Raw genomic sequence first — 26,734 nt, 5'->3', positions numbered from 1 at the left:
TATAAATTGTTAGTAGTTAATTTGGGGACGAAGATAACAATTTATATGATAATGGCAATTAGCATTCATTGTATAATTCGATCATTCAGTGTCTATTTTTTCATCTGATGCGGTTCTTCTTTAAATAGAGAGGCTGCGGTTCACTTTTATGTAAACCCGGCAGCCTCCTGTTTTTATCAGTTAACCGATATGATCAATAACCTGGATTCTGGTCAGTAGCCAGCAATGGATTCAGGTCGATAGCGGTTTGAGGGATCGGCCTCAACTGCATGCGCGTATCCCATTTCATGGTGATGATTCTTTCGCCGTCCGGGGTCGTGATATCAACATTGTTCATTTGTTTACTCCAGTAATCGTTGCCGTAGCGGCACAGGTCGTCGTTGCGTAGTCCTTCTCCAGCCAGTTCAATCCGGCGTTCGTTCCGGATCAATGCAAGTCCGGCTTCCTTGCTGAGGCTGGTTGGTACGTTCGGCATGCCGCAACGGTCACGCAGTTGATTCAGAGCGGCTTGTGTCTGTGCATCAAAACCTGTTGTTTGCGTATGTGCTTCGGCAAAAATCAGCAGGATTTCGGCGTAGCGGATGCAAGGATAATCACCTGTCGCTTGTCCGTCGTTGTTCGCATCGTTTTCCAACGGAGACATTTTACGGAAGTTGAAACCGGTTTTTGATTCATTGTTACCGTTCTTGATCCATTCATAGATGAAGTCGTTGCCATAGTTTGTTTCATACCAACTCTTGAACGGGAACAGGATGGATACATATAGGCGGCTGTCGCGGTTTCTGAATTCCTTTATGTAGTCATATTCTTTCAATTTCCCATTATCGATAAGGTTTGATGCGAAAGAGAGAAATTTAGCTTCCCCTGCCGGTGGTGTATAGGCATCCAGGTCACTTTTTATTTTATTGTAGGCCTCTTTTCGTTGATCGGTCGTTGGAACATTAGGTTCGCTTCCGTCGACAGCCCAATAAGAATCCACCAGGTTTTGTGTCGGGGTAACGGATGACCAACCACCTAACTGGTTCGGGCGTATGCTTGTATAGCGTGCCATATCCTGATAATCCCAACTGGATGCGGTATATTGCCGTGTCATGACATATTCGGGGTTATCCGGATTCCCATTTTCTGTATGCCACAGGGTTTCATAGCTGAACATTCCTTTGATGAATTTATCTTTGTCTATGCCATATTTATCGAAATCAATGAACAGGCTCATTTCTTCTGCCTCTTTTTGCTGGGCTTCTGACAACTGGGAAATCCTGAACAGCGAGAAACCACCTTCATCCATGATCCTTTTAGCTGTTGTTTCGGCTGTCGCATAGTCACCGAAATAGAGGGCAGCTCTTGCTTTTACCGCCAATGTGGCATATTTGGTAATGCGCCCTTTTTCATTCGGGTAACCGCCGGAATAGCTGGCTGGTAGAGCCTCGGCAGCCTCTGTTAGCTCTTTCATGATAAATTCACGGACTACACTGACTTCATCGCGCGGAATATTTGGCGCATCATAAGACAATACATCTGTGATCAGTGGAACTTTACCGAAAGTGAGAGTCATACCTAGATAGCTCCAGGCCCTCATTGCACGGACTTCTACTTTGAAACGTTCTTTTAGAGCTTCGTCCATTTCACAATTGTCCACCTCTTGCAGGAAGATGTTTTGTTTACGGATTGTTTCGAAATTCCAACCTTCATCATACAGGGCACTCAATCCGTTTTGCTGATAGACCGGACCGTTTGATTCCCATGCATATTGGCAATATGCATCATTTGAATAGGAGTCACTGTGCACTGCCGATCCGGGGATACTGGCTGAATAAATGGCATTCAGATTATACCATGCGTCTTTTTCTGTTTTCCAGTATGTTTCCGTTGCAATATTGGAAGTGGGTTCCACTTCCAGGTCGCAACTGCAGACGGCTGTTCCCAGAAGCGTACAGAAGAAGATATTTTTGAATAGTTTATTGAATGTTTTCATTTTATTTATATTAGAATGTTAAGTTTACACCAAGTGATACGGAAGATGTTCCGCGTGTATTGGTTCCACGACCTGATGCTGTTTCCGGGTCGAAGTCTTCCATCCTGTGGTCGGCACGGATCGTGAACGGATTTTCTGCTGATACGTATAATTTCAGGGCGTCTATCCCCAAACTTTGTACTGTTTTTTTCTGGAATGTGTATCCGAAGGTAATGTTCTTGATGCGGAAATAATCGGAATTGAACAACCAAAAGTCAGAGAACTTGTTATTATAAGTCGAATGTGCACTGGTACGTGGATAGATACGCGGATAAGCTGCGTTCGGATCCGGATTGTCGACTGTCCAGCGTTTCAGGTGATATTCGCGCGGACTGGCATTGTCGGAGAATGCCCAGGCCTGTTCCTGATAGAAACGTACTAATGTCCCAGTAACTCCTTGTCCGAACATACTCAGTTCGAATCCTTTATAGCGTAGGTTCAGGTTTACGCCATAGGTGATATCCGGTACATCGCAACCCAAGTAATCCCGGTCTTTATCTGTCAGTTTTTTATCACCATCGAGATCCACATATTTGATATCTCCGGCTTGGGGGGTTATTCCGTCTGTGATATAATTACCTTTGTCTATGTCTTCCTGAGTCAATAAACCGTCAGAACGAAAACCGTAGAATGTACCGATCGCATAACCTACTTTTTTGATCCATGGGTCGTCAATCATCGGGTCGTTGGCACCCAAATCTTTTACCTCATTCCAGTTCTTAGTGATGTTGAAACCTGCCGTATAGGAAAAATCACCGAATGAATGATTGTGAGTAACTGAAAATTCCACCCCTTTATTGCTGACTTTTCCTATATTTTGAGACACTTTGTTATCTTTATTGATACCGATTTCAGCCGGACTCGGATATGCCAACAGGATGTCTTTAGTCTGTTTGTCGTAGTATTCACCGGTGAAATTCAAAAAGCCGTTGAGGACATCGAAGTCGACGCCGATATTAGTGATCGTTACGGTTTCCCATCCCAGGTTTTTATTGGCAGGTTTGGATTCTATGATGCCGTTTACAATTGAATTTTCAAAATTGTAATTGCCTCCTTGTGCATAGGTTGAGAAATAATCATATTGGCCTACATTGTTGATGTTACCCAATTGCCCCCAAGAAGCGCGCAACTTTAGGTTGTCGATCCATGAAATCTCTTTCATGAAATCTTCCTGACTGATTCGCCAACCGGCGGAGAAAGAAGGGAAGACTCCCCATCGATTGTCTTTATGAAACCGCGAAGAGGCATCCGAACGAATGTTGGCTTCAAACAAATAACGTTCTTTGAACGAATAATTGATGCGGGCGAAATAAGACATCAGTTTATCTTCATAGGTTTTACCTTCTGTAAACATATCGTTTGGTGCGCTCGAACCACCGTTTATACCAGTCATTCCGTTTGTTGGGAAATTTTTGCGGTATGATTTCTGTTGCTGATACTGGTAGTGTTCATACGAAACGCCGGCCAATACATTGATGTCGTGGTCCGCATTGTTCCAGGTATAGTTTGCTAGTCCATTATATGTCAGGCGGGAGTTTTCATTCCAGTCGTAAGTCATCTTGGATGCCGTCACATCGGTTCCATTCAGTTCCAGACCTGTTTTGAAATCTTTGATCTTGTCTCTGTTGGCTTCATATTTTTTTTCCTTATAGTCATAAGCCTTGTAGATCATTTCTCCAGTTAGGACTAGTCCTTTTACCGGTTTGATGTCGACAGCCAGGTTGATCAATGTGTTTTGTGATTTGCTATTTGACCAGCCGCCTTCTTCCAGCTGGCGTAGCGGATTACGCTGCATGCTTACTAAAGATGCAGGTTTACCGCCTTCATAGCTACCCCATGCCCCGTTACTCTGGCGAGCTGCATAGGTAGAAGGTACGGTCAGTAGATTTACATAAGCAACGCCTCCGTTATCTGTTTTGGACGTATTCTGGATATATTTTATGTTGGAACGCCACGACAACCATGAATTAATATCCGAAGAAAGATTGGTCACGAGGTTATATCGGTTGGAATAAGAATCCGGAGTAAACTTGTCATCGTACATGTATCCTAAAGATGTATAATACTTGACTTTATTACCTCCGCTGACGCTGACAGCATGTTTGGTCATAACCGATACGTCGTCCAGCACCAGGTCATACCAGTTGGTGTTTGGATACATGTCCGGATTACTGCCGTTGGCAAACATTTCTATTTCTTCATCGCTATATGGCATCTTTGCGTTTGGATTGTCGTTGAATGCGGCTTCGTTAGTCAGCTTGGCATACCATTCAGAACCTAACACTTTCGGAGTGTATGTCGCAATTTTCATTGAGACTGTTCCGTCATAATTTACTTTTACGTCTCCCTCTTTTCCTCCTTTTGTTTTAACCAGTACTACTCCATAAGCAGCACGTGAACCGTAAATAGCGGAAGATGCAGCATCCTTCAGGAAGGAGATACTTTCGATGGAAGTTGGATCGAGGTTGGAGAAAAATGATGCGTCGGCAATAGCACCGTCGATCACGAACAGCGGGGAAGATGTACCCAAGTTACCCCGACCACGCATGTTGATCGAAGGACTGGACCCTGGTCGTGTGATGATCGTTACACCGGGAACTTGTCCTTGCACAGAGGCGAGTACATCAGTATTGACGCGTTCTTTTAGTTCTTCCGATCCGATGGAAGTAACCGCTCCTGTCAAATTTACCTTTTTCTGCACACCGTACCCTACTATAACTACTTCATCCAAAGCTTTAGAATCTTCTTGCAGGATGATTTTTCCTTTAGCAGCTTCTGAGGCTTTGATCTCAATGGTTTTAAAACCGATGCTGCTGATAACCAGGATGTCATTAGGATTTGCTTCCAGAGTGAATTTGCCATCCAAATCTGTAACAGTTCCATTGGTTGTGCCTTTAACAATGACATTGGCACCGATCAGTGGTTCATTCATTGCTCCGTCAAAAATGACTCCACTTATGGCTTTTTGCTGTTGGGTAATAGATACATCTGTTGTAGTTGCGTACAAGGAAGATGTGGTTACTGAAACAGGAAAAGCAAGTGCGATTAAAAGCAAAGAAACTTGATTTTGCTTTAAAATAGACCTGTAATTCATGTGTTTTTTGATTAATAATTAATACTAGTTAGAGGTTATCATAGTTCTAGCAGAACTATGTCTTGTGTGTTAGAACTATTCGTTAGTGAATCAGCTATTTAGGGTAAAATTGGTAACAGATAGAAAAAAGCATGTTAACTTAATTGTGTAATTAATAATTAACATATTCGACTTAAGTTCTTGTGGATCGTAATTAATTTTAATATATTTAGGCATTGATAATAAAAAATATACTATATTTGCGGTGTCGTTATAAATTAGTTCTGCTAGAACTTAGTCGTTTCTATTTGTAATCTTCCGAGTATTTTTCCTGATATTACTAATTATTTTTTTTCTACCGATAAGGTACTGTCCGGTTTTGTGACATATATTATGATACTGCATTCAGCTAATTTGGAGTGGTAGGCGATTTTTGTGTACTTTTGCAGCCATAAAAGAAATAGATATGATTTCGGTTGAAGGACTAACAGTTGAATTTGGCGGATTTACGCTTTTTGATGATGTTTCGTTTGTGGTAAACAAGAAGGATCGTATCGCACTGGTCGGTAAGAACGGGGCGGGAAAATCTACGATGTTGAAGATATTTGCAGGTTTGCAGTCTCCGACATCCGGTACGGTGAGTATTCCCAAAGAGACGACGATCGGCTATCTGCCTCAGCAGATGCAGTTGACCGACAGCCGTACTGTCCGTGAAGAGGCGGAACAGGCTTTCGGTCATATCCAGGAAATGGAAAAGGAGATCGAACGGCTGAATCTGGAACTGGCTGAACGGACCGACTACGAAACGGAATCGTATCAGAAGTTGATAGATAAGGTAACACATCTTTCCGAACATTTCCAGCTGATGGGGGGAAGCAACTACCATGCAGAACTGGAACGTACCTTGATCGGTCTGGGATTTAACCGCAGTGATTTTGAACGTCCGACTTCCGAGTTCAGCGGTGGCTGGCGTATGCGTATCGAGTTGGCAAAGTTATTACTTCGCCGTCCGGACGTGTTGTTGCTCGATGAGCCGACCAACCACCTGGATATCGAATCTATCCAATGGCTTGAGAATTTCATTGCGACCCGTGCCAATGCTGTGATCCTGGTTTCGCATGACCGTGCTTTTATTGATAACACCACGTCCCGTACGATCGAGATCGAGTTGGGAAGTATATACGATTATAAAGTAAAGTATTCCGAATACGTTGAGCTTCGTAAGGAACGCCGCGAACAACAACTCCGTGCCTTCGAAAACCAGCAGAAGAAACTGGCTGATACCGAAGCATTCATTGAACGATTCCGTTATAAAGCGACCAAATCTGTTCAGGTACAGTCACGCATCAAACAGTTGGAAAAGGTAGAGCGTATCGAAGTGGATGAGGTAGATACAGCCATGCTGAGCCTGAAATTTCCTCCGGCTCCCCGTTCCGGTTCTTACCCTGTGATTATGGAGAATGTGGCTAAACGTTATGGAGATCATCTGATCTTCAAGGATGTCACATTGACCATCAACAGAGGGGATAAGGTCGCTTTCGTCGGAAAGAACGGTGAAGGTAAATCGACGCTGGTCAAATGTATCATGGAACAGATCGATTATGAGGGAAAACTGCAATTGGGGCATAACGTGAAGATCGGTTATTTTGCCCAGAATCAGGCGCAGTTGCTGGATGATAACCTGACGGTCTTTGATACGATCGATTATGTAGCGCAGGGTGATATACGGACCAAGATCCGTGATATCCTCGGTGCCTTTATGTTTGGCGGCGAAGCGTCCGATAAGAAGGTGAAAGTCCTGTCGGGAGGAGAAAGAAGCCGTCTGGCGATGATCCGCCTGTTGCTGGAGCCGGTCAACCTGCTGATCCTCGATGAGCCGACCAATCATTTGGATATGCGTTCGAAGGATGTCCTGAAAGATGCGTTGCGTGAATTTGACGGTACCGTGATTGTCGTTTCCCATGACCGTGAATTTCTGGATGGCCTGGTAGATAAGGTTTATGAATTCGGAAACCAGCGTGTCGTAGAACATCTGGGAGGAATCTATGAATTCCTGGAAAAAAAGAAGATGGATAGCTTGCGTGAACTGGAACGTTCCACACAGGCAGCTTCTTTGGCAACGGATGCGGATGGCCAGCCTACACAAAACAAACTTTCTTACGAAGCACGCAAAGAACAAAGCAAAGCGATCAAGAAAGTGGAGAAAGCTGTTGCCGAGGCAGAAAATAAAATAACGGAACTGGAAAACTCCATAGCCGCCATTGAAGCCAGGCTGGCGACTCCCGAAGGAGCTTCCGATACCTCTTTATATAATGATTATTCATCATTGAAAAAAGAGTTGTCCGACACAATGGACACATGGACGGAGTTGACCATGGAATTAGAAGAATTGAATGAGAAAGCGTCCCGGTGATCCGGTGGCGCTTTTTTTGAAATATATTGATTAAAGAAGGATTGCATTAAATAAAAAGTATTTACTTTTGTCAATTGATAGACTCCGGTTTATCATACCATGAGATTGAACTAATTGATAAATAACAAACGCCTAATTTATAGACAAATATTATGTTAACTCAAATTATTAACGGTCGTATCCTGACACCACAGGGCTGGATGAAAGATGGTTCTGTTCTGATTAGTGATAACAAAATTCTGGAAGTGACCAACTGTGACCTCGCCATAGTTGGTGCAAACCTGATTGACGCCAAAGGAATGTATATCGTTCCGGGCGGAGTGGAAATTCATGTTCACGGCGGAGGCGGACGTGACTTTATGGAAGGTACGGAAGATGCGTTCCGTGGTGCCGTGGCTGCTCATATGCAACATGGTACGACGAGTATTTTCCCAACTTTGTCGTCTTCAACCATCCCGATGATCCGTGCGGCGGCAGCTACAACTGAAAAGTTGATGGCTGAAAAGGACAGTCCTATCCTCGGATTACATTTGGAAGGCCATTATTTCAATATGAAGATGGCCGGTGGCCAGATTCCTGAAAATATCAAGAATCCGGACCCTGAAGAATATATCACGTTATTGGAAGAGACGAATTGTATCAAGCGTTGGGACGCTGCGCCTGAATTGCCGGGTGCCATGCAGTTCGGTAAGTATATCACTTCGAAAGGCGTGTTGGCAGCTGTCGGACATACACAGGCTGAGTATGAAGATATCCAGACGGCTTATGAAGCGGGTTATACACATGCCACCCATTTTTACAATGCTATGCCCGGTTTCCATAAACGCCGCGAGTATAAGTATGAAGGAACTGTCGAAAGTATCTATCTGATCGATGACATGACAGTGGAAGTGGTAGCTGACGGTATTCATGTCCCGCCGACAATCCTTCGTTTGGTATATAAAGTGAAAGGTGTGGAACGTACTTGTCTGATCACGGATGCACTGGCCTGTGCGGCCAGCGATAGCCAGGTGGCTTTCGACCCGCGTGTGATCATTGAAGACGGGGTTTGTAAACTTGCCGACCGCTCAGCGTTGGCCGGTAGTGTTGCAACGATGGACCGCCTGATCCGTACGGTGGTACAGAACGCCGAGATACCTTTGGAAGATGCGATTCGTATGGCATCTGAAACGCCGGCCCGTATCATGGGAGTTTACGACCGCAAGGGTTCTTTGCAACGTGGTAAAGATGCCGACCTGATGGTCTTGGACAAAGATTTGAATGTACGTGCTGTCTGGGCTATGGGTAAATTGGTGGAAGGTACTAATAAGTTGTTTTAACGGGATCGAACAAGAATAAAATATAGAGGAAGTTATGTTAACTCAAATAATAAACGGACAGATCCTGACGCCGCAAGGTTGGTTAAAAGACGGTTCTGTTCTGATCAGTGATGGTAAAATACTGGAAGTAACAAATAGTGACCTGGCTGTGATAGGGGCTACGGTGGTAGATGCCAAAGGAATGTATATTATTCCGGGTTTCGTTGCTATGAATATACACGGTGGCGGTGGATATGATTTTAAGGAATGTACAGAAGAAGCTTTCCACGGGGCAGTGAACGCACACATGAAATATGGGGCGACTTGTATTTTCCCGACATTGGGCCCGCTTCCCATGACTGAAATCAGGAAAGGGGTTGCCTTATGTGAAAGTGCGATGGCAGAGAAAAACAGTCCTGTGTTGGGATTACAGTTGGAAGGACCCTATCTGAATCCAAAGATGGCAGGCAGTTTACTGACGGACGCTTTGAAAGATCCTGATCCGGACGAATATAAATCGTTACTGGAAAGTACGAATTGTATTAAACGTTGGGATGCAAGTCCGGAATTACCGGGGGCATTGGATTTTGCCCGTTATGTCTGTTCAAAAGGTCTTTTGGCAGCTGTTTCTCATACGGAGGCAGAATTTGAAGATATTAAAGCTGCTTATGAAGCCGGTTTTACGCATGCGGCTCATTTCTATAATGCTATGCCTGGATTCCATAAGCGTCGTGAATATAAATATGAAGGAACGGTAGAGAGTGTGTTCCTGGAAGATGATATGACAGTGGAGGTGATTGCTGATGGCCGTCACTTGCCTTCAACAATCCTGCGTCTGGTTTACAAGCTGAAAGGTGTGGAACGTACATGTCTGACAACGGATGCATTGGCTTATGCTGCTAATGAAGGAAAGCCGGTGGATGATCCCCGTATCATTATCGAGGATGGCGTTTGTAAACTGGCTGATCATTCCTCATTGGTTGGAAGTATAGCTACGATGGATGTGCTGGTTCGCACAATGGTGCAGAAAGCCGGAGTACCTTTGGCTGATGCTATCCGTATGGCTTCAGAAACGCCGGCCCGCCTGATGGGAGTAGACGATCGCAAGGGTTCTCTGCAACGTGGTAAGGATGCCGACATCGTTATCCTTGACCGTAAGCTGAACGTTCGTTCTGTCTGGTCGATGGGACATTTGGTGGAAGGAACGAATACATTGGCTTAGTACCAACTTATAGGTAAATAGATATTTTTGATAGGGTTCTTTAATCTTTATTTGCCGAAGAATTGTTATATTTGTAGTTCAAGTAAAAAAGTTCTACTAAATCGTAATTAAACATGAAGACGAACCTTAGTTCTCAAATTACCCTGACGCGTATACCGCTCAGGTATTACCGTCCGGAAAACGCTTACGAGCAATCAGTTTTAACTCGTATGGAGAAGATTCCGACAAACATCTACGAATCAGCTGAAGAAGGATCTTTCGTGATCGCGAAAGAATTGGCCTCACAAATACGTAAAAAACAGGCAGCCGGCGAACCTTTCGTTCTCGCTTTGTCGGGTGGACGTTCCCCTCGGAGTGTATTTAAGGAATTGGTTCGTATGCATAAGGAAGAACAACTGAGCTTCCGCAACGTAATTGTATTTAATGTATACGAGTTCTATCCGCTGAGCGCATCGACAAACAGTAATCTGGCTTATTTGAAGGAGTCATTCCTCGACCAGGTGGATATTGATCCGAAGAATATCTATTCACCCGACGGTTCTATGCCGAAAGACGATATCTTCGAATTTTGCAGACAGTATGAACAGCAAATCCAGAATTTCGGCGGAATCGACTATATCCTGTTGGGAGTAGGGCATGCTAGTAATATCGGCTTTAACGGTCCGGGATCATCTGCCAATGTCGGAACCCGTCTGGTTTTGTTGGATAACGATGCACGCAAAGAAGCTGCCCGTACATTCAAATCAATTGAAAATGTTCCGGCAAGTGTAATCACAATGGGTATTTCAACTATTCTGAGAGCTAAGAATGTGATTCTGATGGCCTGGGGTGAAGATAAATCACGTATCATTGCCAATACGGTTGAAGGTAAGGTCAGTGAAACAGTTCCTTCTACTTATTTGCAGACTCATATGAATGCAAAGGTGGTGATCGACCTGTCTGCCGCTTACGAACTGACAAGAATCAGCCATCCCTGGTTGGTTACCAACTGTGATTGGGATAACAAACTGATCCGTCGCGCTATCGTTTGGCTGTGCCAGTTGACTGGCAAACCGATCCTGAAACTGACAAACAAGGATTACAGCGAACACGGACTGGGCGAACTCTTAGCGTTGTATGGTTCCGCTTATAATGTAAATATCAAGATATTCAATGATATTCAGCATACAATCACCGGATGGCCGGGTGGTAAGCCGAACGCAGATGATTCCAACCGTCCGGAACGCGCTACCCCATATCCGAAGAAAGTGATCGTATTCAGTCCGCACCCGGATGACGACGTGATCTCTATGGGGGGGACTTTGCGCCGTTTGTGCGACCAGCACCATGATGTGCATGTGGCTTATGAAACTTCCGGCAATATTGCTGTGGGGGATGATGAAGTGATCCGTTACTGCGAGTATCTGCGTGATGTTTGCGACAAATATTCTCCGAATGACAGTACTGTTAAAGACAAAGCGGAAGAGATTATCAAATACCTGCGTTTCGAAAAGGTAGAAAACGGGGAACCGGAAAAGAAAGATGTCCTGTTCATGAAAGGTACTATCCGTCGTGAAGAAGCCCGTCACGGTTGCCGTTACTCGGGTGTGAAAGATGAAAACGTTCACTTCCTGGATCTTCCGTTCTATGAAACAGGTCTTGTTAAGAAGAATGATCTGGGTGAAGCCGACGTCGCTGTCGTAAAGAAACTGTTGCAGGAGATCAAACCGGACCAGATGTTTGTGGCCGGTGACCTGGCTGATCCGCACGGAACACATAAGGTTTGTCTGGATGCCGTACTGGCTGCCATTGATGAACTGAAAGACGAAGAATGGCTGAAACATTGCCGTGTTTGGATGTATCGCGGAGCATGGGCAGAATGGGAAATGGACCACATCGAAATGGCAGTTCCTATCAGTCCGGAAGAATTGCGCTTCAAACGTAATGCTATCCTGAAACATCAGTCGCAGGCAGAAAGCGCACCGTTCCTGGGTGACGACGAACGTCTGTTCTGGCAGCGTGCCGAAGACCGTAACCGTGCTACAGCCGAACTGTATAAGGATCTGGGTCTGGCTTCCTATGAAGCAATCGAAGCATTCGTTCAGTATATGATCCCGTTTGATAAATAAGACTTAATTGTTTCTATAAAAAAGAGCGCTTACCTGATGGCAAGCGCTCTTCATGTTTAATGTTGATGCTAAATTAATAGGTCGTTCCCTGGAAAATGTTTGACTGGGCATATGAAACTAATGTTCCTGTCATTGTCAGGTCTCTTCCTGAGAAGTTCGGGTCTACGGTAACTGTTGCTTTGTTGCTTCCGTTCATCAATACCAGGTTTACAGTGGCAGAGATGAAAACACCCTGGACACTCATTGACAGGTAAACGTTACCGTTTTTGTCCTGTTTGGTCTGGATGTTGGATGCGCTTCCCTGTACGGTAACACCACCTAATCCGTTAGGACCTGGGTACGGAGAGTTGGATGCGATCTGTACCATTGCCTGGCCATCATTCAAAGAGACGAAGTTTGTGTTTGAGTTTACATAGTAAACCTGTCCGTTCATTGGTTGTACGGAGTTGGCTTCCAATACAAAAGACTGGTTGGTGATAGCTTGCATGGCAGTGTTGAATTCCTGTTCGTCCATGATAGCATCCTTCGCTTCTCTTGCTTCTTTCTTAGCTTCTCTTTCTAACTTTTTCTCTGCTTTTTCTACGGCTTTACTCTGAGCCTGTACATGTGTCATTCCCCCCATTACAAGAGTGAAAACGACGATAAAAGATACAATTCTTTTCATACGATTTAGTTTAAAACGTTTTCAAAATGTAGTAAAAGAACAAGCATGAGTAAAAAAGGTTCCTAACAAATAGATGATTGTAGATACTATAACATTTTATCATGCTAATTTGGTTAATCCTCATTTTTATTATAGAATCTTTTATATAATAGGTAGTTGCGGGGTAACCAGACTAGGTATTCAGCGAATTATCCTGTACATTTGCGGGTAATATCAGATGATTAAAACGAGAAGATATGAAGATCGATGTATGTTTTTCGCCGGCCCTGTATCCGGTATATCATAACCCGGAAGCAATTGTCGTAGTAGTGGATGTGTTCCGGGCAACGACAACGATGGCGGCGGCTTTCAAGAATGGCGTTCGCAGTATCCGCCCGGTAGCGACGGTGGAGGAAGCTCAGGAATATAAGGCAAAAGGCTGGCTGGTCGGTGCCGAACGTAATGTGAAACGATGTGATTTTGCCGACTTCGGAAATTCACCGTTCGACTATACGCCGGAGAAAGTAGCCGGCAAGGATGTGATTTTTACGACGACCAATGGTACCCGGGCTATCACCATAGCGAAGTCTGCTTATCGTGTTATTACAGGGGCCTTTGTTAATTTACAGGCGGTTGCGGACTATTGTCTGTTTCATGGACGCGATGTCGTTGTTTTATGTTCCGGCTGGCAGGACAAGGTGAATATAGAAGATACTTTGTTCGGTGGGGCTTTGGTAGAAGTGCTTGCCAAAACCGGTAAATACCGCCCGGCTACGGATGCCGCAGTCATTGCCCGCGACATGTGGACGAATAATAAAAAGAACCTGATCGCTTATCTTGCTCCGACCGACCATATGGCTCGCCTGAAAGCCAATCATCTGGAAGATGCCGTGCCTTTTTGCCTGACACCGGACAGTGTCGTCGTTGTACCGGAGTTGGTGATAGAAGGGGAGACTTTGGTATTGAAGAAGGTGATGACGATTTAAACAGATAGATTTATTATATTTGTAGATTACTAAATAAAAAGATTATGCCGGTAAAACCTTATTCTCATCCGGATGATGAGCAACAACATCAACAACGTTTAAATGAACCATCCTTGGCGTATGGTTATGATATGAACGCATTGAAGGTAGAAGCTATTGGATTATTAATGAATATTGATACTCCAGCTTTATTGCATAAAGCGATAGACAGCCTTTCTCATATATTGAAGGAAGGATCAGGTTCACCTATTCAGTTTACTGTAGAAGAGTTAAAGGATGAACTGAAAGTGTCGGTGGAGCAATCCAGTATGGGACTAGGTATATCACAAGAAGAAATGCTTAACAGGAAGCCATCATGGATGAAATCCGAATAAAGTGGTTGCCCAAGGCTGTAGGACATATTGACGATCATTGTGCCTTTCTTGCTGAAAAGAACGAAAAAGCAGCTTATGAGCTATATATAACATTAGTAAAGTCAGCAGATATATTCTATACATTTCCTCAGGCTGGTCCGGTTGAACCTTTATTGGCAGATATGCCGGAATGTTTTCGCTCTTTGGTAGTAAACGGACATTATAAGTTAGTTTACACAGTTAAAGAGTGTCTGATTGAGATTCATGCTGTATGGGATTGCAGACAAGATACTTTACGATTAAAACAAGTATTGGAAAGATAACATAGAAATGGCTATAATAAATAAAATACGTTTCGGGGTAGTAGGAACGAACTTTATAACAGATTGGGTGATTGCCGGGGCACGGCAGGACGAACGTTTTGAACTGATTGCCGTCTATTCGCGGACACAGGAGACGGCAGATGCATTTGCTGCCAGGCATCAGATTCCCTATACATTTACTTCTTTGGAGGAGATGGCGCAAAGTCCGTTGATAGATGCGGTGTATATTGCTTCTCCTAATTTCTTGCATGCTCCGCAGAGTATTCTTTGCATGAAGCATGGCAAGCATGTGTTATGTGAGAAGCCGTTTGCTTCGAATGCACGGGAGGTGAGGGAGATGATTGAGGCTTCCCGGAAATACAATGTGACGCTGATGGAGGCGATGAAACCGACGCTGACTCCAAACTTCCGTGCCGTACGTGAGAATCTGCACCGGCTGGGGACGATACGGCGTTATTTCTCCTGCTATTGCCAGTATTCGTCGCGGTATGACAAGTTTAAGGAAGGGATTGTGCTGAATGCTTTTAAGCCGGAACTCTCGAATGGGGCAATGATGGATATCGGTATCTATACGCTTTATCCGATGGTAGTCCTGTTCGGGCGGCCGGAGAAGGTGGAGGCGACAGGTGTCGTGCTTTCTTCGGGGGCAGACGGACAAGGGGCCGTGAACTTCCAGTATAAAGGAATGAATGCGACTATCCTTTATTCGAAGATAGCTAACTCGTCATTGCCGACAGAGATACAAGGGGAAGAAGGAAACATCATTCTGGACCGGGTGAATATTATTAGCAAGGTGACTTATCTGCCCCGGATTGCCGCAGCGGCGGGCAAGAGTGCCATTCCTGAGCCGCAGGATATCAGCGCGGTGACGGATAAGGACGAATACTACTATGAGGTGGCCGAATTTATAGACCTGGTTCTTGCCGGTAAACGCGAATCGGCTATTAACAGCCATGATAATTCATTGATAACATTGGAGATTATTGACGAGATACGCCGGCAGTTGGGGGTTGTTTATCCGGCTGATAGGTGATTCGGATTTTATTAGATTTGAGCTATCTTTTATAGCAACTGGTTGTACCTGGCTCCCCTCTGGAGAGGGGGAGGGGGTGTGTCATATCCCCGCCATACAACCACCAAAATCAGAGTCACTTGACTATTACAGGTTCATTTGCCGTTTGCTTCAGCTGACGGTTTACAAGTTGTTTCTCTCTTTTGGCTTCAGCCACATTTCTCCTAGATAGAAACCTGTAAGAAATGGGACTAAAGTCCAATGAGATAACCCCTTGACTAATCCGTCAGCTGAAGCAGACGGCAAATAAACCTGTAACAAGGCTTGTTTTATTGACTGGCTTTAACACACCCCCTACCCCCTCTCAAGAGGGGAGCCAGTTACAACCAGTCAATAAACAGATGATTCAATTTTTTCTATAATTGCCACTATCCTTTTAAACCTCTCTGATAAAATACTTCGCCAGGAATTCCCAATTCCCATGAATGATATCTTTTCCGCGTTCGGGGCTGAGCAGGCTCTTGGTTTGGGCATCGGCGAGCATGCCGCGTTCTTCGAGGGCTTTTAGCAGGTCTTTGCTGCAATGTTTGACGATGAAGAAAGATAATCCCTGGTCGGAAGCCTTTTTCTCGTCGTAGAACGGGTTTTGTTCGTCTTTGATGAATTCGATGCCGTCTACCAGTAATTGGAGGCCTTCACGGGGAGAAGCATATACGGCAAACTCGTTGAATTCAATGCAATCGGCCAGCGGAGTATATTCGCTTTCCTCCAGTTTCAGTTGCTGGGTGGTGAAGTCGATGAATTCCTGCTTGCTCTTCATATAGAATAATAACTTGCCGTCCGCAATTTCAGTGAATTTATCGTAGACAGCCTTGTTACTTTCTTCCCGTTCCTTGATGGCGGGGTCGACAAAAGATTCTGCTTTTTCCGCTTTATCGGCGAAGGCGGCATAGTCCGGATGCGTTTCCGGTATGATAAGCGAGAGCCATTTCGGTGACGTGTAGGCCAGGAGAGGCGTCCGGCTGATATGAGCCAGCGAGTCGTAGATAACCATGACAGCCTGTGTGTTCTGCCGTTCGTCCGGGTTCTGGCGCCAGTATTCCTTTACCGTTTCGCTCAGGTCGACGTTAGAGTCGGTCAGCAGGTAAGAGTTGTAGTGGAACCAGTGGAGCAGTTCGGCCTGTTTCTCCGGGTCCTCGTATGATGTTTCCGGGGCGAAAAGAGCCTGCATCTTTGTGTTTTCGGGAGCGGTAGTCCATTCCTTGCAAAACAGTTGGTAGATGAGGCGGGCCGTCTCTTCGTTGGCTGGGTTATCGGGGTTGACGAAGGTGCCTTTCTTGGCACCGTGGTACTGCTGGGTATAGTGCCAGAGCAGGAAACGGACGTCTTCGTAGTTTGCCTCGTCGTCGTAATAATGGTCGCTGACGGTATAGAAAGGGAGATAGTTGCCTGTCTGTTTCTTATATTCCGTGATGAATGCACGCCATATGTTCAGCCCGGATATCACGTCCTCGAAATAAGCCGCCATACGCATGCTGATCTGGATGACATCTTCCTTTTCGAACGAGTTCGCCAGGTCGGTCTGTTCCATCATTTCATGTATCTGATTGGCAATGCGGGTATAATAAAGGTCGGTCGGACCTGATTGTTTATAGGGATGCAGTTGCAGCCAGTCTTTCGGATAGATTTTAGTGTTCTTCATATATTGTTTATCTGTTTAGAATAATGAAGATGCAAATGTAGTAAAATAAGTTTACATGTAGATTGTTGTATTATTTTTCTGTCTGGTCTAAAAGTTTCTGGTCTGTACCCTGTATCCGGAATGTAACCACCTTGTCATACAATGTGACAAAATCTAAATAACCCTGAAATATCCTCTCTTTACTTTTGCTCTCGAATAATTCAAAGATGTAACAAGTATTAAAGAATGAGTACTGTAAAAGTTAGGACGATAAAGAAACTGCTGGGCCTGTTGGTTGGCTGTTTTCTCTCATGGGCGGCCGGGGCGCAGACCGGAGTGATTTGCGGGACGGTGACCGACGCCAAATTCAAAGAAGCGCTGATCGGTGCGACTGTAACGATCGAAGGAACCTCTGTCGGCGCGATTGCTGACGTGGACGGTAATTTCCGTATCGAGAACATAAAGCCGGGTGTATATAATGTGGTAGCTTCCTATGTCTCTTATAATTCACAAACGATCAAAGAGGTCAAAGTCGTCGCCCGTCAGGAGGCGGTGTTGCGTATCGAGCTTTCGGATGCCGACCTTCAGTTGCAGAATGTGGTGGTCGTTGCCCAACGTAAACTGGGAACAGAGACGGCTGTTATCAATACGGTACGGAAAAGTCTGCCGGTCGTGAGCGGTATTTCCTCCCAGCAGATCAGTAAGACGCAGGACAGCGATGCAGCCGAGGTACTTCGCCGCATCCCCGGTATCACGATTGTGGACGACCGGTTTATCGTGGTGCGCGGCCTGGCGCAGCGTTATAACAATGTCTGGCTGAACAATGCCACGACGCCTTCGAGCGAGACGGACAGCCGGGCTTTCTCTTTTGATGTGCTGCCTTCTTCGCTGATCGATAATATGATGGTTTATAAAAGTCCGTCGGCCGAGGTTCCTGCCGATTTTTCAGGTGGCTTCGTGCAGGTGATGACGAAGAATATCCCGGAGGGGAATACCTTTGCAGTTTCTTATCAAATGGGTTTTAATACGAATGCGACCTTCCGTGACTTCCGGCTGACAGAAGGAAGCTGGAAAGATTATTTCGGATTCGGAGTCGCTGCCCGGAGCCTGCCTGCTTCTTTTCCTGCCCATCTGGGAGAGCATTCGACAGAAGAGGCGGCCGCTTTCACCCGGCAGATCAACCAGCGCTGGGGGATCAATACATTCAAGGCCATTCCCGACCAGAAGATCTCGCTTACCTCTCACCGCACCTTCGACATCGGCGACTGGAAAATCGGAAATATCACCAACGTGAACTGGAGTACGGAATATGACTATTCGGAAACGGTGAACAACAACTATATCACCTATGATGTGGCGAACGACGTCTCCCGTCCCCGTTTCGAATACAATGACATTCGCTACCGGAATACTTCCAAGCTGGGTGCCCTCTTCAACTGGTCGTTCATGAAGGGTGGCAATAAGTACGAATTTCGTAACTTCTTCAGCCAACGCGGTGTTTCCGCCCTGACGCAACGGGAGGGGACCAACTACTATTCCGATAAGGATATCCGCAAATGGGAATCGCTTTATACCGGACGTACGACCTATTCCGGCCAGTTGAGCGGTACGCATACCTTGCGGGAGAATATCGACAAGGTAGACTGGACGGCCGGCTATGCCTTCGCCTCTTACCGGGAGCCCGACCGCAAGATCGTAAACTCTATCCTGGATGAGAATAAGAAGGAGCAGCCGAACTATTATGTATCCGATCCGATGCGTTACTATCAGGACCTGAAAGATCACAGTGCATCGCTGGCGGCAAATTACGAACATAAGTTCGCAGTGTCTGATATGTTTGCTCCCGTATTCAACGGTGGTATCTACGGAGAATATAAAGACCGTACGTTCGATGCTCGTCGCTTTGGTTACAACCTGCTGGGTACGGGCTATGACCGTTATGCCGATTGGGATTATACCGGGATATTCTCGGACGATAACATCTCTGCCGACCGTATCTGGATGCGCGAGGTAACGAAGAATAACGATTCTTATACTTCGAACAGTAAATTGGGTGCCGCCTACGTTTCGGCAAAGTTGAACTATGGCGAGAAGCTGAATGCCGTGGTCGGGGTTCGCATGGAATATTACAACCTGGTGATGGACGGGTATTCTTCCGACGGTACCGAGCCGGTACATCTGGATAACGATGCGACCGATTTCTTCCCTTCGGTCAATGTCTCTTATAATCTGACGGAGAAACATTTGATACGCGCGGCTTACGGACGGTCCGTCAACCGGCCGGAGTTCCGGGAGGTAGTGCCTTACGTTTACTTCAATCTGGAGCGCGATGCCAATATCGTAGGTAACGTCGACCTGAAGAACGCCTATGCCGACAATCTGGATTTGCGGTACGAGTTTTATCCGGCCACCGGCGAGATGATTACGCTGGGCGGGTTCTACAAACGTTTCAAAGACCCGATCGAAGAGACATACAACGAGGCGGGATCGGGCCTGCAATATACCTATCATAATGCGAAGAACGCCGATGCTTTCGGTGTGGAGCTGGATATCCGGAAAAACCTCGACTTTATCGGGTTAAGAGGACTGAGCCTGGTTTGCAACGCCGCTTATATCTATAGCCGGGTACGTTTCGAGGATGGCGCGACCGAGCGCGACCGTCCGCTGGCCGGACAATCTCCTTACCTGGTGAACACCGGATTGTTCTATCAGCATGACGACAAGGGAATCTCTGCCTCACTGCTTTACAACCGGATCGGGAAGCGTATCGAGTCGGTCGGTGTCCCGATGCAGAACGAAAGTGAAGATATTCCCGATATATACGAGATGCCCCGCAACTCGCTGGACCTGACATTCTCGAAGAAGATCGGCAAGTTCGTGGAGATCAAGGCGGGTGTACAGGACCTGCTTAATTCGAAAGTGGAATACAAACAATTTGTGAAGCTGACGGATGAAAACGTGGGGAAGCGCGAACGTGAACAGCTGATCCGCAGCTATCGTCCGGGAGTGGATATCAATGTGGGTGTTTCCTTAAAGTTCTAATGATTAATTGACTATAATTCTTATTACAAACAAAATGTTTTTATTATGAACAGATTTCTATTAAAAGGTTTGGCCTCTGTGTTTGCACTGGCCGTGATGTTTGGAACTGTATCTTGTAGTGATGATGACGAAAAAGAGGGTACTATAGCCGTTTCTGCTGTTGCTGTAAATCCTACGATAGCCGCAGTTAAACCGGGTGCGACAGTCACATTGTCTGCCACTGTCACTCCGGAGGATGCGACAGATAAAACAATTACATGGAGTTCTTCCGATGAAAAGGTGGCTACCGTGGATGGCGGTAAGGTAACCGGTGTGGCCGAAGGTTCCGCGACTATTACTGCAACGACGAAGAGTGGAGATAAGACGGCAACTTGCACCGTAACCGTATCTGAAGATGCGCCGGAGGTGCTAGAAGATACGCTGGAAGGGAATATCACTGCCGATCGTACCATCTCTGCTGCCAACAAGAACTTCCTGAAAGGTTTCGTTTATGTCAAGAGCGGCGCAACGTTGACTATCGAGGCAGGTTCCGTTATCAAAGGTATTTCCGTTGCTCCGGGTGAGAGAGCGGCTTCCCTGATTATCGAACCGGGTGCCAAGATCATCGCTGAGGGTACGGTAGACAAACCGATCGTCTTTACTTCCGACAAGGAACCGGGCAAACGTGTAACCGGTGACTGGGGTGGTTTGATTATTTGTGGTAATGCCCGCGTAAACCGTACGAACCAGCCGACTATTGAAGGAGGCCCCGGCACACATTATGGCAATACGACTTCTGATGAATTTAACGGCGAAAGTTCCGGTAAGCTGAAATATGTACGTATCGAATTTGCCGGTTATCCATTGGAGCCGGATAAGGAAATCAACGGGTTGACATTTGGAGGCGTAGGTAGCGGTACGGAAGTGGAATTTGTTCAGGTATCTTATTCGAATGATGATTCTTACGAATGGTTCGGTGGTACGGTGAATGCGAAACACCTGATTGCTTATAAGGGGTGGGATGATGATTTCGATACAGACTTCGGTTATACAGGTAAACTACAGTTCCTGTTGAGCGTACGTGATAAAGATATTGCCGATACTTCCGATTCCAATGGTTTTGAGTCTGATAATGACGGTGACGGTTCTACCAATACGCCGTTTACCAAGCCGGTATTCTCTAATGTAACCCTGATCGGCCCGTTCTATGGTAAGGTATTTGATATGACACAGGCGGAAGTGGAAGCCAAGACTGCCGATGCAGCCAACGGAGCCAAGGGCGGAAAATACCAGGCTGCCATGCACCTGCGTCGTAATTCAAGCCTGAATGTATATAACTCAGTCTTTACGGGATGGCCTTATGGTCTGCGTGCAACAGACAAGAAAGGGCAGGCTAACGATGGTATCGTTATCGAAAATGTGATCTTTGCCGGTATGTGGAAGAACTTCTACGAAGACGAAAAGGTGAGCGAGAACTTCTTCAACCGTGCCGGTAATAATACGGTTCTGGAAAATACCCGGCAGATCATTGCGAAAGACGGTGACTATTCTTCTGTCGTAGCGGATGCAGTGAAAGGTGCTGACTTTTCTAAATTGGCCGATAGCTTCTTTGAAAAGGTAACTTACAAAGGTGCTTTCGACGGAACAAACGACTGGACGGAAGGTTGGACAAACTGGGATCCGCAGAATACTGTATATTGATTCTGTTTCTTACTCAAGTTTTTGAATAATGGTTCGGGGCCCGGGAGATGGTTACATGTTCCGGCGCCCTTTGCCTTTTTATATTATAGGATATATATAAGAATCTACAATAGCGACAATAAATGAATAGGAAATTATTATTGGCATCTGCATTAATCGCCGGAAGTTCTCTCACTATACAGGCGCAGGACCTGGTTCTCAGCGAGGGACAGTATTATACGGATGAAACACAGACAACCCCGTATACCGGCCGTTATACCGAATTCTACGATGACGGCATGTTGAAGATGGAGCTTTACCTCAAAGACGGGCGCCCCGAAGGTACCTATGTGATCTATTATCCGGATGGAAAAATAGCCGAGGTCCGCTCTTATTATCATGGCATCTTTCATGGAGAGTGGCGTACTTACAACGAAGCCGGACAACTGATTGGCCTGGCCACTTATAAAGATGGCGAGAAAGATGGTCCCTGGCGCATCTGGAATGATAAAGGCGTCATGCGTTTTGAAATGTTCTATACCCGCGGCAAGAAAAGCGGCATTTGGCGGACATGGAATGATGAAGGTGTTTTGTTGACGGAAGAGAAACACAGTTAGAAATAATTGAGCTATCTGTAAATTATAGGATGAGCCAATTAGTGACAGTGCCTTCAGGCTGTAGGCCTGTAACAAACTAGCCCAGGGTTCTAACCCTGGGTTCCCTTGAATTTTTCTCTTTCTGAGGCACCCTGTAGGGGTGCGACAAGATTGAAAGGGCTGATATTTATCTTGTGCCGCCCCTACAGGGCGGAAAGGGAGGAGCGGGTTTTCATAAACCCAGGGTTAGAACCCTGGGCTGGTTTGTTAAAGCCTTACAGGCTTATATTGACACCGTAAAGGCGGTTCGCGAACCGCCCCTACCAACGACGCTACATTCACATCTGACAATAACTGAACATTATTCATCATCACCTTCCGATCCGAAATCGAATTCAAAATCGAACCCATCTCCGGCCATGCCCGGATCGGTGAACTGTTCCAGTTCGCGGCGATCTTTCTTGGTGGGACGGCCCAGACCGCGTGCACGGTCTACGAAACCGGAGATACGGTTCATTTCAAGAATTTCGTATTGATCCGGAGTCGTTACATTTTCCATATAATCGGGAACCAGTTTGGCTCCCATGCGGCGTTCCGTTAATGCCAGCACCTTAAAGGAAAAGGTGATAGGCGGTTTACGGACCTGTATAACATCACCGACCTTTATCATACGCGATGCTTTTACATTTACGCCTCCGATCATCACCCGGTTCTTCTTGCAGGCTTCGACTGCGATGGTCCGGGATTTGAAGATGCGGACTGCCCACATCCATTTATCTATTCGTACTTCGTTCATACTTATTTGTTATTAAACTGGTTCATGGTGATCTGTACACCTGCCAGACAAAAACTCTTGATAATCTCTACTGCGCGTTTCAGCTTTTCGGGCATCAATTCCAACTCTTCGGAAGGAAATTTACCCAATACATAGTCAATCTGTCCGCCACGGGGAAAGTCGTTTCCTATGCCGAACCGTAAACGGCAATATTCCTGTGTGCCCAGGAGTTGCTGTATATTCTTCAGTCCGTTATGCCCGGCATCGCTGCCTTTAGGTTTCAGACGTAGAGTGCCGAAAGGCAATGCCAGGTCATCTACTATCACTAACAGATTTTCCACGGGAATGTTTTCTTTCTGCAGCCAGTAACGGACAGCGTTTCCGCTCAGATTCATAAAAGTGTTCGGTTTGAGCAGGATCAGTTCACAGTTCTTTACCCGCATCCGTGAAACCGCCCCGTAACGTTCTTCCGTGAACGGTGCTCCGGCATCTTCGGCCAATGCGTTTACGACACGAAAACCGATATTGTGACGTGTTCCCCAATATTCAGGGCCTATATTGCCAAGTCCGGTTATCAGATATTTCATTGTTATTCTATTTTTACAAGGATACGTTCGGGCGTATCCGTAAATTGTATAATATAAGAAAGGGAAGAACATTCTCCTGAACATTCCTCCCTCACGTTATTTGGTATTCTCTTTATCAGATTACTTACCCGCAGTAGCCTGAGCACCACGAGCGGCACGAGTCAACTGAACGGCGCAAACAACAGCGTTCTTTGCATTCATCAGTTCCAGACCTTCGAAGTGTAAAGTACCCACCTGCATAGATTTACCTAAGCCCAGGTGATCAACGTTGATAGTCAGTTTTTCAGGGATCTGAGTGTAGATAGCTTTTACTCTCAGTTTTCTCATACGCAATGTCAGCTTACCACCGGCTTTAACACCTTCGGCGTGACCTTCCAATACAACAGGAACTTCCATTGCTACCGGTTTGCTGTCTGATACTTCCATGAAGTCCATGTGCATGATAGCGTCGGTTACCGGCTGGAACTGGATATCTTTAACGATAGCCATTGTCTTTTTGCCGTCGATGTTCAGTTCTACAGCGAAAATTTCCGGAGTATAAACCAGCTTGCGTACACCTTCAACATTTACTGTGAAGTGAGTTACTTTTTCACCACCGTATAATACAGCAGGGATTTCCTGATTTTTACGCATAGCTTTCAAAGCTCTTTTCTGATCGGCTGAAGTAGCTGCTACTTCTCTGCCTTTTCCTTCTAATTGAAATGTTTTCATTTTCTTAATTTTTGTGTTACTCAAAATTAGTTTTTATGCTTCCTAATTTCCCATCACACGTACGGGGGGTTAAAAGCGGTGCAAAGGTAATTTTTTTATTCATACGTTCCAACTGTCTCCGGGATATTTTTTCTGTTCAGCAGGTTACGGGAGAGAAGCAGGGCTTCCGTATCGTCCCAAAGTCGGCGTTGCAGAGGGTGGCGGAGTATGCGTTCCGGGAGCTTTTTCTCTTTGCAGTTGGCGTAGCAGCCTCCGCTTTTACCGTCTACTTCCGGCGATTGCGCCAGGTAGATGGCAGTAGCAGCTCCCTGTGCCGCTGTTTTGATGAACGGGCGGAACAGGATGTCTGTCAGCGGGTCGAACCAGGCATGCATCGTGATCATATTGGTACTGACAATTCCCGGGTCGGCAGCATTGACGGTGATACCTTTTTCTTTTACTCTTTCCGCCAACTCGCGTGTAAAGAGTAAAAGGGCCAGTTTCGTATTTCCATATACCGGTATCCGTGAGAAGCGTCCGTTTTTCCCTTTGCTGAAAAAGTCGGATTCTATCCGTCCGATGGCATATGTGCACGATACGGTATTAACGATACGGCTTCCCCGCTGCATCAGGGGAAGAAGCAGGCGGGTAAGGAGGTAAGGACCTACGTAATTAACACTTACGATCGTTTCTAGGCCGTCCGCTGTCTGGCGGATATTTGTTGTCAGGACTCCTGCGTTGTTCATGAGCCGGCTGACGGGGCGCCCCTCTGCTAATAGTTTATCGGCAAATGAGCGTACCGAAGCCAGTGAGGATAAGTCTATCTGTCGTATTTCGATCTGCCCGTTCCCGCTTTCTTTTTTGATCTTATCGCAGACAGTACGGGCTTTATCCGGTTCTTTACAGGCCATGATGATCTGAAAGCCCTCTTTTGCGAGTGCCAGCGTTATTTCCCGGCCCATTCCGCCGTCTGCACCGGTGATAATGGCTATTCCTTTTTCCATTATTTATATTCCAGTTCTTCTATTTCTTTGATAATACTTTTCGGTAGATTCTGCATATGTTTGTGGCAGGCCATTTCAAGCGAATACATACGGGCGATGCAGTAGTTGCTGTGTCCGCAGTCGCAGCGTGCCTGTTCGTTCTCTTTCATATGGTTGACGAAAGCCGGATCGTTTAGCAGGGCGCGTGCCATACTGACGAATTCGAAGCCATGACCGAGTACTTCGTCGATCTTTTCGCGGGAGATGAGTCCACCCACATAAACAAGGGGCATTTTCAGGGTAGCACGGAATTTCAGCGCGTCTTCGAGAAAATAAGCCTCCTTGAACGGTTCGGTCGGTATCATCATGCGGCCAGCCATCCTGACCCCTATAGGCAACCATCCGAAAGGCATATAATGGGTCATCGTGCGGATAGGCATAGCTCCGCGCATCACGTACATGGGGGCACGGCTGACAAATCCGCCACTGAGGATGAGTGCATGTACTCCGCATTCGTCTTGCAATGTGCGTGCAACTTCCAGTGTTTCATCCAGTTCCATCCCTCCTTTAAAACCGTCGCGCATATTCATTTTAACCAGGACTGCCATATCCGAACCGGCTGCTTTCATAACCTCTTCCATGCACATTTTCATGAAACGCATGCGGTTTTCGAGGCTTCCGCCATACTCGTCTTTCCGGTGGTTGGTGTAAGGGGAAAGGAACTGGCTGATCAGGTAACCGTGTCCGGCATGTACTTCTACGGCATCCATTCCGGCTTCGCGTGCCAGGTGGACAGCCTGTCCGAAGGCTTTCGACATGGCCATGATCTCGGATTGTTTCATCCCCCTGACAAAAGTGGGCGAGTAAAGGTTGAATCCGGTTGAAGCGGATATCGGTGTGCATCCGCAAATATTTTTATGGGACATATTCCCGCAATGTCCGATCTGTATGGAGGCTGCTGCTCCTTCTTTATGGATGGCATCCGTTATCTTTTTGATGCCGGGAATGATTTCCGGTCGAAGCCACAGCTGGCGCTCGAAGGAAAGTCCGCTTTGTGTGACGGCTGCATAAGCAAGGGTTGTCATACCTATACCTCCGGCAGCAACGGAGGTATGGTAGTTGTAAAGCATTTCCGACGGGGCGTTGCCGGGGCACATGCTTTCGAATGCTGCCGCCCGTATCGTACGGTTCCTGAGTGTTAGCGGGCCGATAGTGGCCGGAGTAAATAGTACAGATTCTTTGTTCATAATGTTTAGTCTGTTTTCAATGATCTGTT

At 46.1% G+C, this 26,734-nt stretch carries 20 protein-coding genes; 11 read left to right on the top strand and 9 right to left on the bottom strand.

The annotated features are described in order from the left end of the window. Positions 1-193: 193 nt before the first annotated feature. Entirely contained in the window at positions 194-1,975 is a 1,782-nt protein-coding gene (locus NBH15_RS08970; protein WP_250822502.1) for a RagB/SusD family nutrient uptake outer membrane protein, read from the bottom strand. Positions 1,976-1,985: 10 nt separating this feature from the next. Continuing rightward, positions 1,986-5,108, bottom strand: a complete 3,123-nt coding sequence (locus NBH15_RS08965; protein ID WP_250822501.1) for a SusC/RagA family TonB-linked outer membrane protein — start codon at positions 5,106-5,108, stop codon at positions 1,986-1,988. A 445-nt stretch (positions 5,109-5,553) separates the two neighbouring features. On the opposite strand from NBH15_RS08965, the gene NBH15_RS08960 reads away from it, so the two are divergent. From NBH15_RS08960 to NBH15_RS08945, 4 genes are all read left to right on the top strand, one after another. Continuing rightward, complete coding sequence (locus NBH15_RS08960) at positions 5,554-7,500, top strand: ABC-F family ATP-binding cassette domain-containing protein (RefSeq protein WP_186961182.1); 1,947 nt, start codon at positions 5,554-5,556, stop codon at positions 7,498-7,500. A 152-nt stretch (positions 7,501-7,652) separates the two neighbouring features. After that, the gene (gene nagA, locus NBH15_RS08955) at positions 7,653-8,819 is read left to right on the top strand and encodes an N-acetylglucosamine-6-phosphate deacetylase (protein ID WP_250822500.1); all 1,167 of its coding nucleotides are present in this window, start codon (positions 7,653-7,655) and stop codon (positions 8,817-8,819) included. Positions 8,820-8,853: 34 nt separating this feature from the next. Next, a complete protein-coding gene (gene nagA, locus NBH15_RS08950) occupies positions 8,854-10,020 on the top strand; it encodes an N-acetylglucosamine-6-phosphate deacetylase (protein WP_250822499.1) in 1,167 nt (388 codons plus the stop codon). A gap of 113 nt (positions 10,021-10,133) precedes the next feature. Continuing rightward, the gene (locus NBH15_RS08945) at positions 10,134-12,128 is read left to right on the top strand and encodes a glucosamine-6-phosphate deaminase (RefSeq protein ID WP_128135644.1); all 1,995 of its coding nucleotides are present in this window, start codon (positions 10,134-10,136) and stop codon (positions 12,126-12,128) included. Between the two features lie 73 nt (positions 12,129-12,201). On the opposite strand, the gene NBH15_RS08940 is transcribed toward NBH15_RS08945, so the two are convergent. Then, on the bottom strand, positions 12,202-12,792 hold the full coding sequence (locus tag NBH15_RS08940; protein ID WP_007658846.1) for a DUF4251 domain-containing protein: 591 nt from the start codon (positions 12,790-12,792) through the stop codon (positions 12,202-12,204). Positions 12,793-13,028: 236 nt separating this feature from the next. Between NBH15_RS08940 and NBH15_RS08935 the strand changes: the two genes are divergently transcribed. Genes NBH15_RS08935 through NBH15_RS08920 form a run of 4 tightly spaced genes read left to right on the top strand, consistent with a single transcriptional unit; the run spans position 13,029 to position 15,466 of the window. After that, positions 13,029-13,757, top strand: a complete 729-nt coding sequence (locus NBH15_RS08935; protein ID WP_250822498.1) for a 2-phosphosulfolactate phosphatase — start codon at positions 13,029-13,031, stop codon at positions 13,755-13,757. A 44-nt stretch (positions 13,758-13,801) separates the two neighbouring features. Next, complete coding sequence (locus NBH15_RS08930; protein ID WP_250822497.1) at positions 13,802-14,131, top strand: hypothetical protein; 330 nt, start codon at positions 13,802-13,804, stop codon at positions 14,129-14,131. Beyond that, on the top strand, positions 14,113-14,433 hold the full coding sequence (locus NBH15_RS08925) for a type II toxin-antitoxin system RelE/ParE family toxin (RefSeq protein WP_250822496.1): 321 nt from the start codon (positions 14,113-14,115) through the stop codon (positions 14,431-14,433). Before NBH15_RS08930 ends, NBH15_RS08925 begins: the two co-directional genes overlap by 19 nt. Before the next feature lie 7 nt (positions 14,434-14,440). Continuing rightward, positions 14,441-15,466 carry a Gfo/Idh/MocA family protein gene (locus NBH15_RS08920; RefSeq protein ID WP_250822495.1) on the top strand — a complete coding sequence of 342 codons (1,026 nt, stop codon included), beginning with the start codon at positions 14,441-14,443 and terminating at the stop codon, positions 15,464-15,466. 415 nt (positions 15,467-15,881) lie between these two features. Here NBH15_RS08920 and NBH15_RS08915 read toward each other — a convergent pair whose 3' ends face one another. Next, complete coding sequence (locus tag NBH15_RS08915; protein ID WP_250822494.1) at positions 15,882-17,147, bottom strand: DUF3843 family protein; 1,266 nt, start codon at positions 17,145-17,147, stop codon at positions 15,882-15,884. 225 nt (positions 17,148-17,372) lie between these two features. On the opposite strand from NBH15_RS08915, the gene NBH15_RS08910 reads away from it, so the two are divergent. The 3 genes from NBH15_RS08910 to NBH15_RS08900 all read left to right on the top strand — a co-directional run bounded on the left by NBH15_RS08910 (position 17,373) and on the right by NBH15_RS08900 (position 22,444). Beyond that, the gene (locus tag NBH15_RS08910) at positions 17,373-20,168 is read left to right on the top strand and encodes a TonB-dependent receptor (RefSeq protein WP_250822493.1); all 2,796 of its coding nucleotides are present in this window, start codon (positions 17,373-17,375) and stop codon (positions 20,166-20,168) included. A gap of 45 nt (positions 20,169-20,213) precedes the next feature. Beyond that, positions 20,214-21,848, top strand: a complete 1,635-nt coding sequence (locus NBH15_RS08905; RefSeq protein ID WP_250822492.1) for a beta-helix domain-containing protein — start codon at positions 20,214-20,216, stop codon at positions 21,846-21,848. A gap of 122 nt (positions 21,849-21,970) precedes the next feature. Continuing rightward, the gene (locus NBH15_RS08900) at positions 21,971-22,444 is read left to right on the top strand and encodes a toxin-antitoxin system YwqK family antitoxin (protein ID WP_250822491.1); all 474 of its coding nucleotides are present in this window, start codon (positions 21,971-21,973) and stop codon (positions 22,442-22,444) included. Between the two features lie 340 nt (positions 22,445-22,784). On the opposite strand, the gene NBH15_RS08895 is transcribed toward NBH15_RS08900, so the two are convergent. The 5 genes from NBH15_RS08895 to NBH15_RS08875 all read right to left on the bottom strand — a co-directional run bounded on the left by NBH15_RS08895 (position 22,785) and on the right by NBH15_RS08875 (position 26,705). Continuing rightward, positions 22,785-23,219: an RNA-binding S4 domain-containing protein gene (locus NBH15_RS08895; protein ID WP_128135319.1), complete on the bottom strand. Its 435-nt coding sequence runs from the start codon at positions 23,217-23,219 to the stop codon at positions 22,785-22,787. 2 nt (positions 23,220-23,221) lie between these two features. Further along, positions 23,222-23,785, bottom strand: a complete 564-nt coding sequence (pth, locus tag NBH15_RS08890) for an aminoacyl-tRNA hydrolase (protein ID WP_128135320.1) — start codon at positions 23,783-23,785, stop codon at positions 23,222-23,224. 120 nt (positions 23,786-23,905) lie between these two features. Next, the gene (locus NBH15_RS08885; protein ID WP_250822490.1) at positions 23,906-24,496 is read right to left on the bottom strand and encodes a 50S ribosomal protein L25/general stress protein Ctc; all 591 of its coding nucleotides are present in this window, start codon (positions 24,494-24,496) and stop codon (positions 23,906-23,908) included. 95 nt (positions 24,497-24,591) lie between these two features. Further along, entirely contained in the window at positions 24,592-25,479 is an 888-nt protein-coding gene (locus tag NBH15_RS08880; RefSeq protein WP_250822489.1) for an SDR family oxidoreductase, read from the bottom strand. Then, a complete protein-coding gene (locus NBH15_RS08875) occupies positions 25,479-26,705 on the bottom strand; it encodes an NADH:flavin oxidoreductase (protein WP_128135323.1) in 1,227 nt (408 codons plus the stop codon). The genes NBH15_RS08880 and NBH15_RS08875 overlap by 1 nt, the downstream gene beginning before the upstream one ends. Between the last annotated feature and the right edge of the window lie 29 nt (positions 26,706-26,734).

Origin of the sequence: Parabacteroides caeci, from assembly GCF_023656795.1 — a bacterium.
Taxonomy (GTDB): Bacteria; Bacteroidota; Bacteroidia; order Bacteroidales; family Tannerellaceae; genus Parabacteroides; species Parabacteroides segnis.
This window is presented reverse-complemented; position numbering and strand designations above follow the sequence as displayed.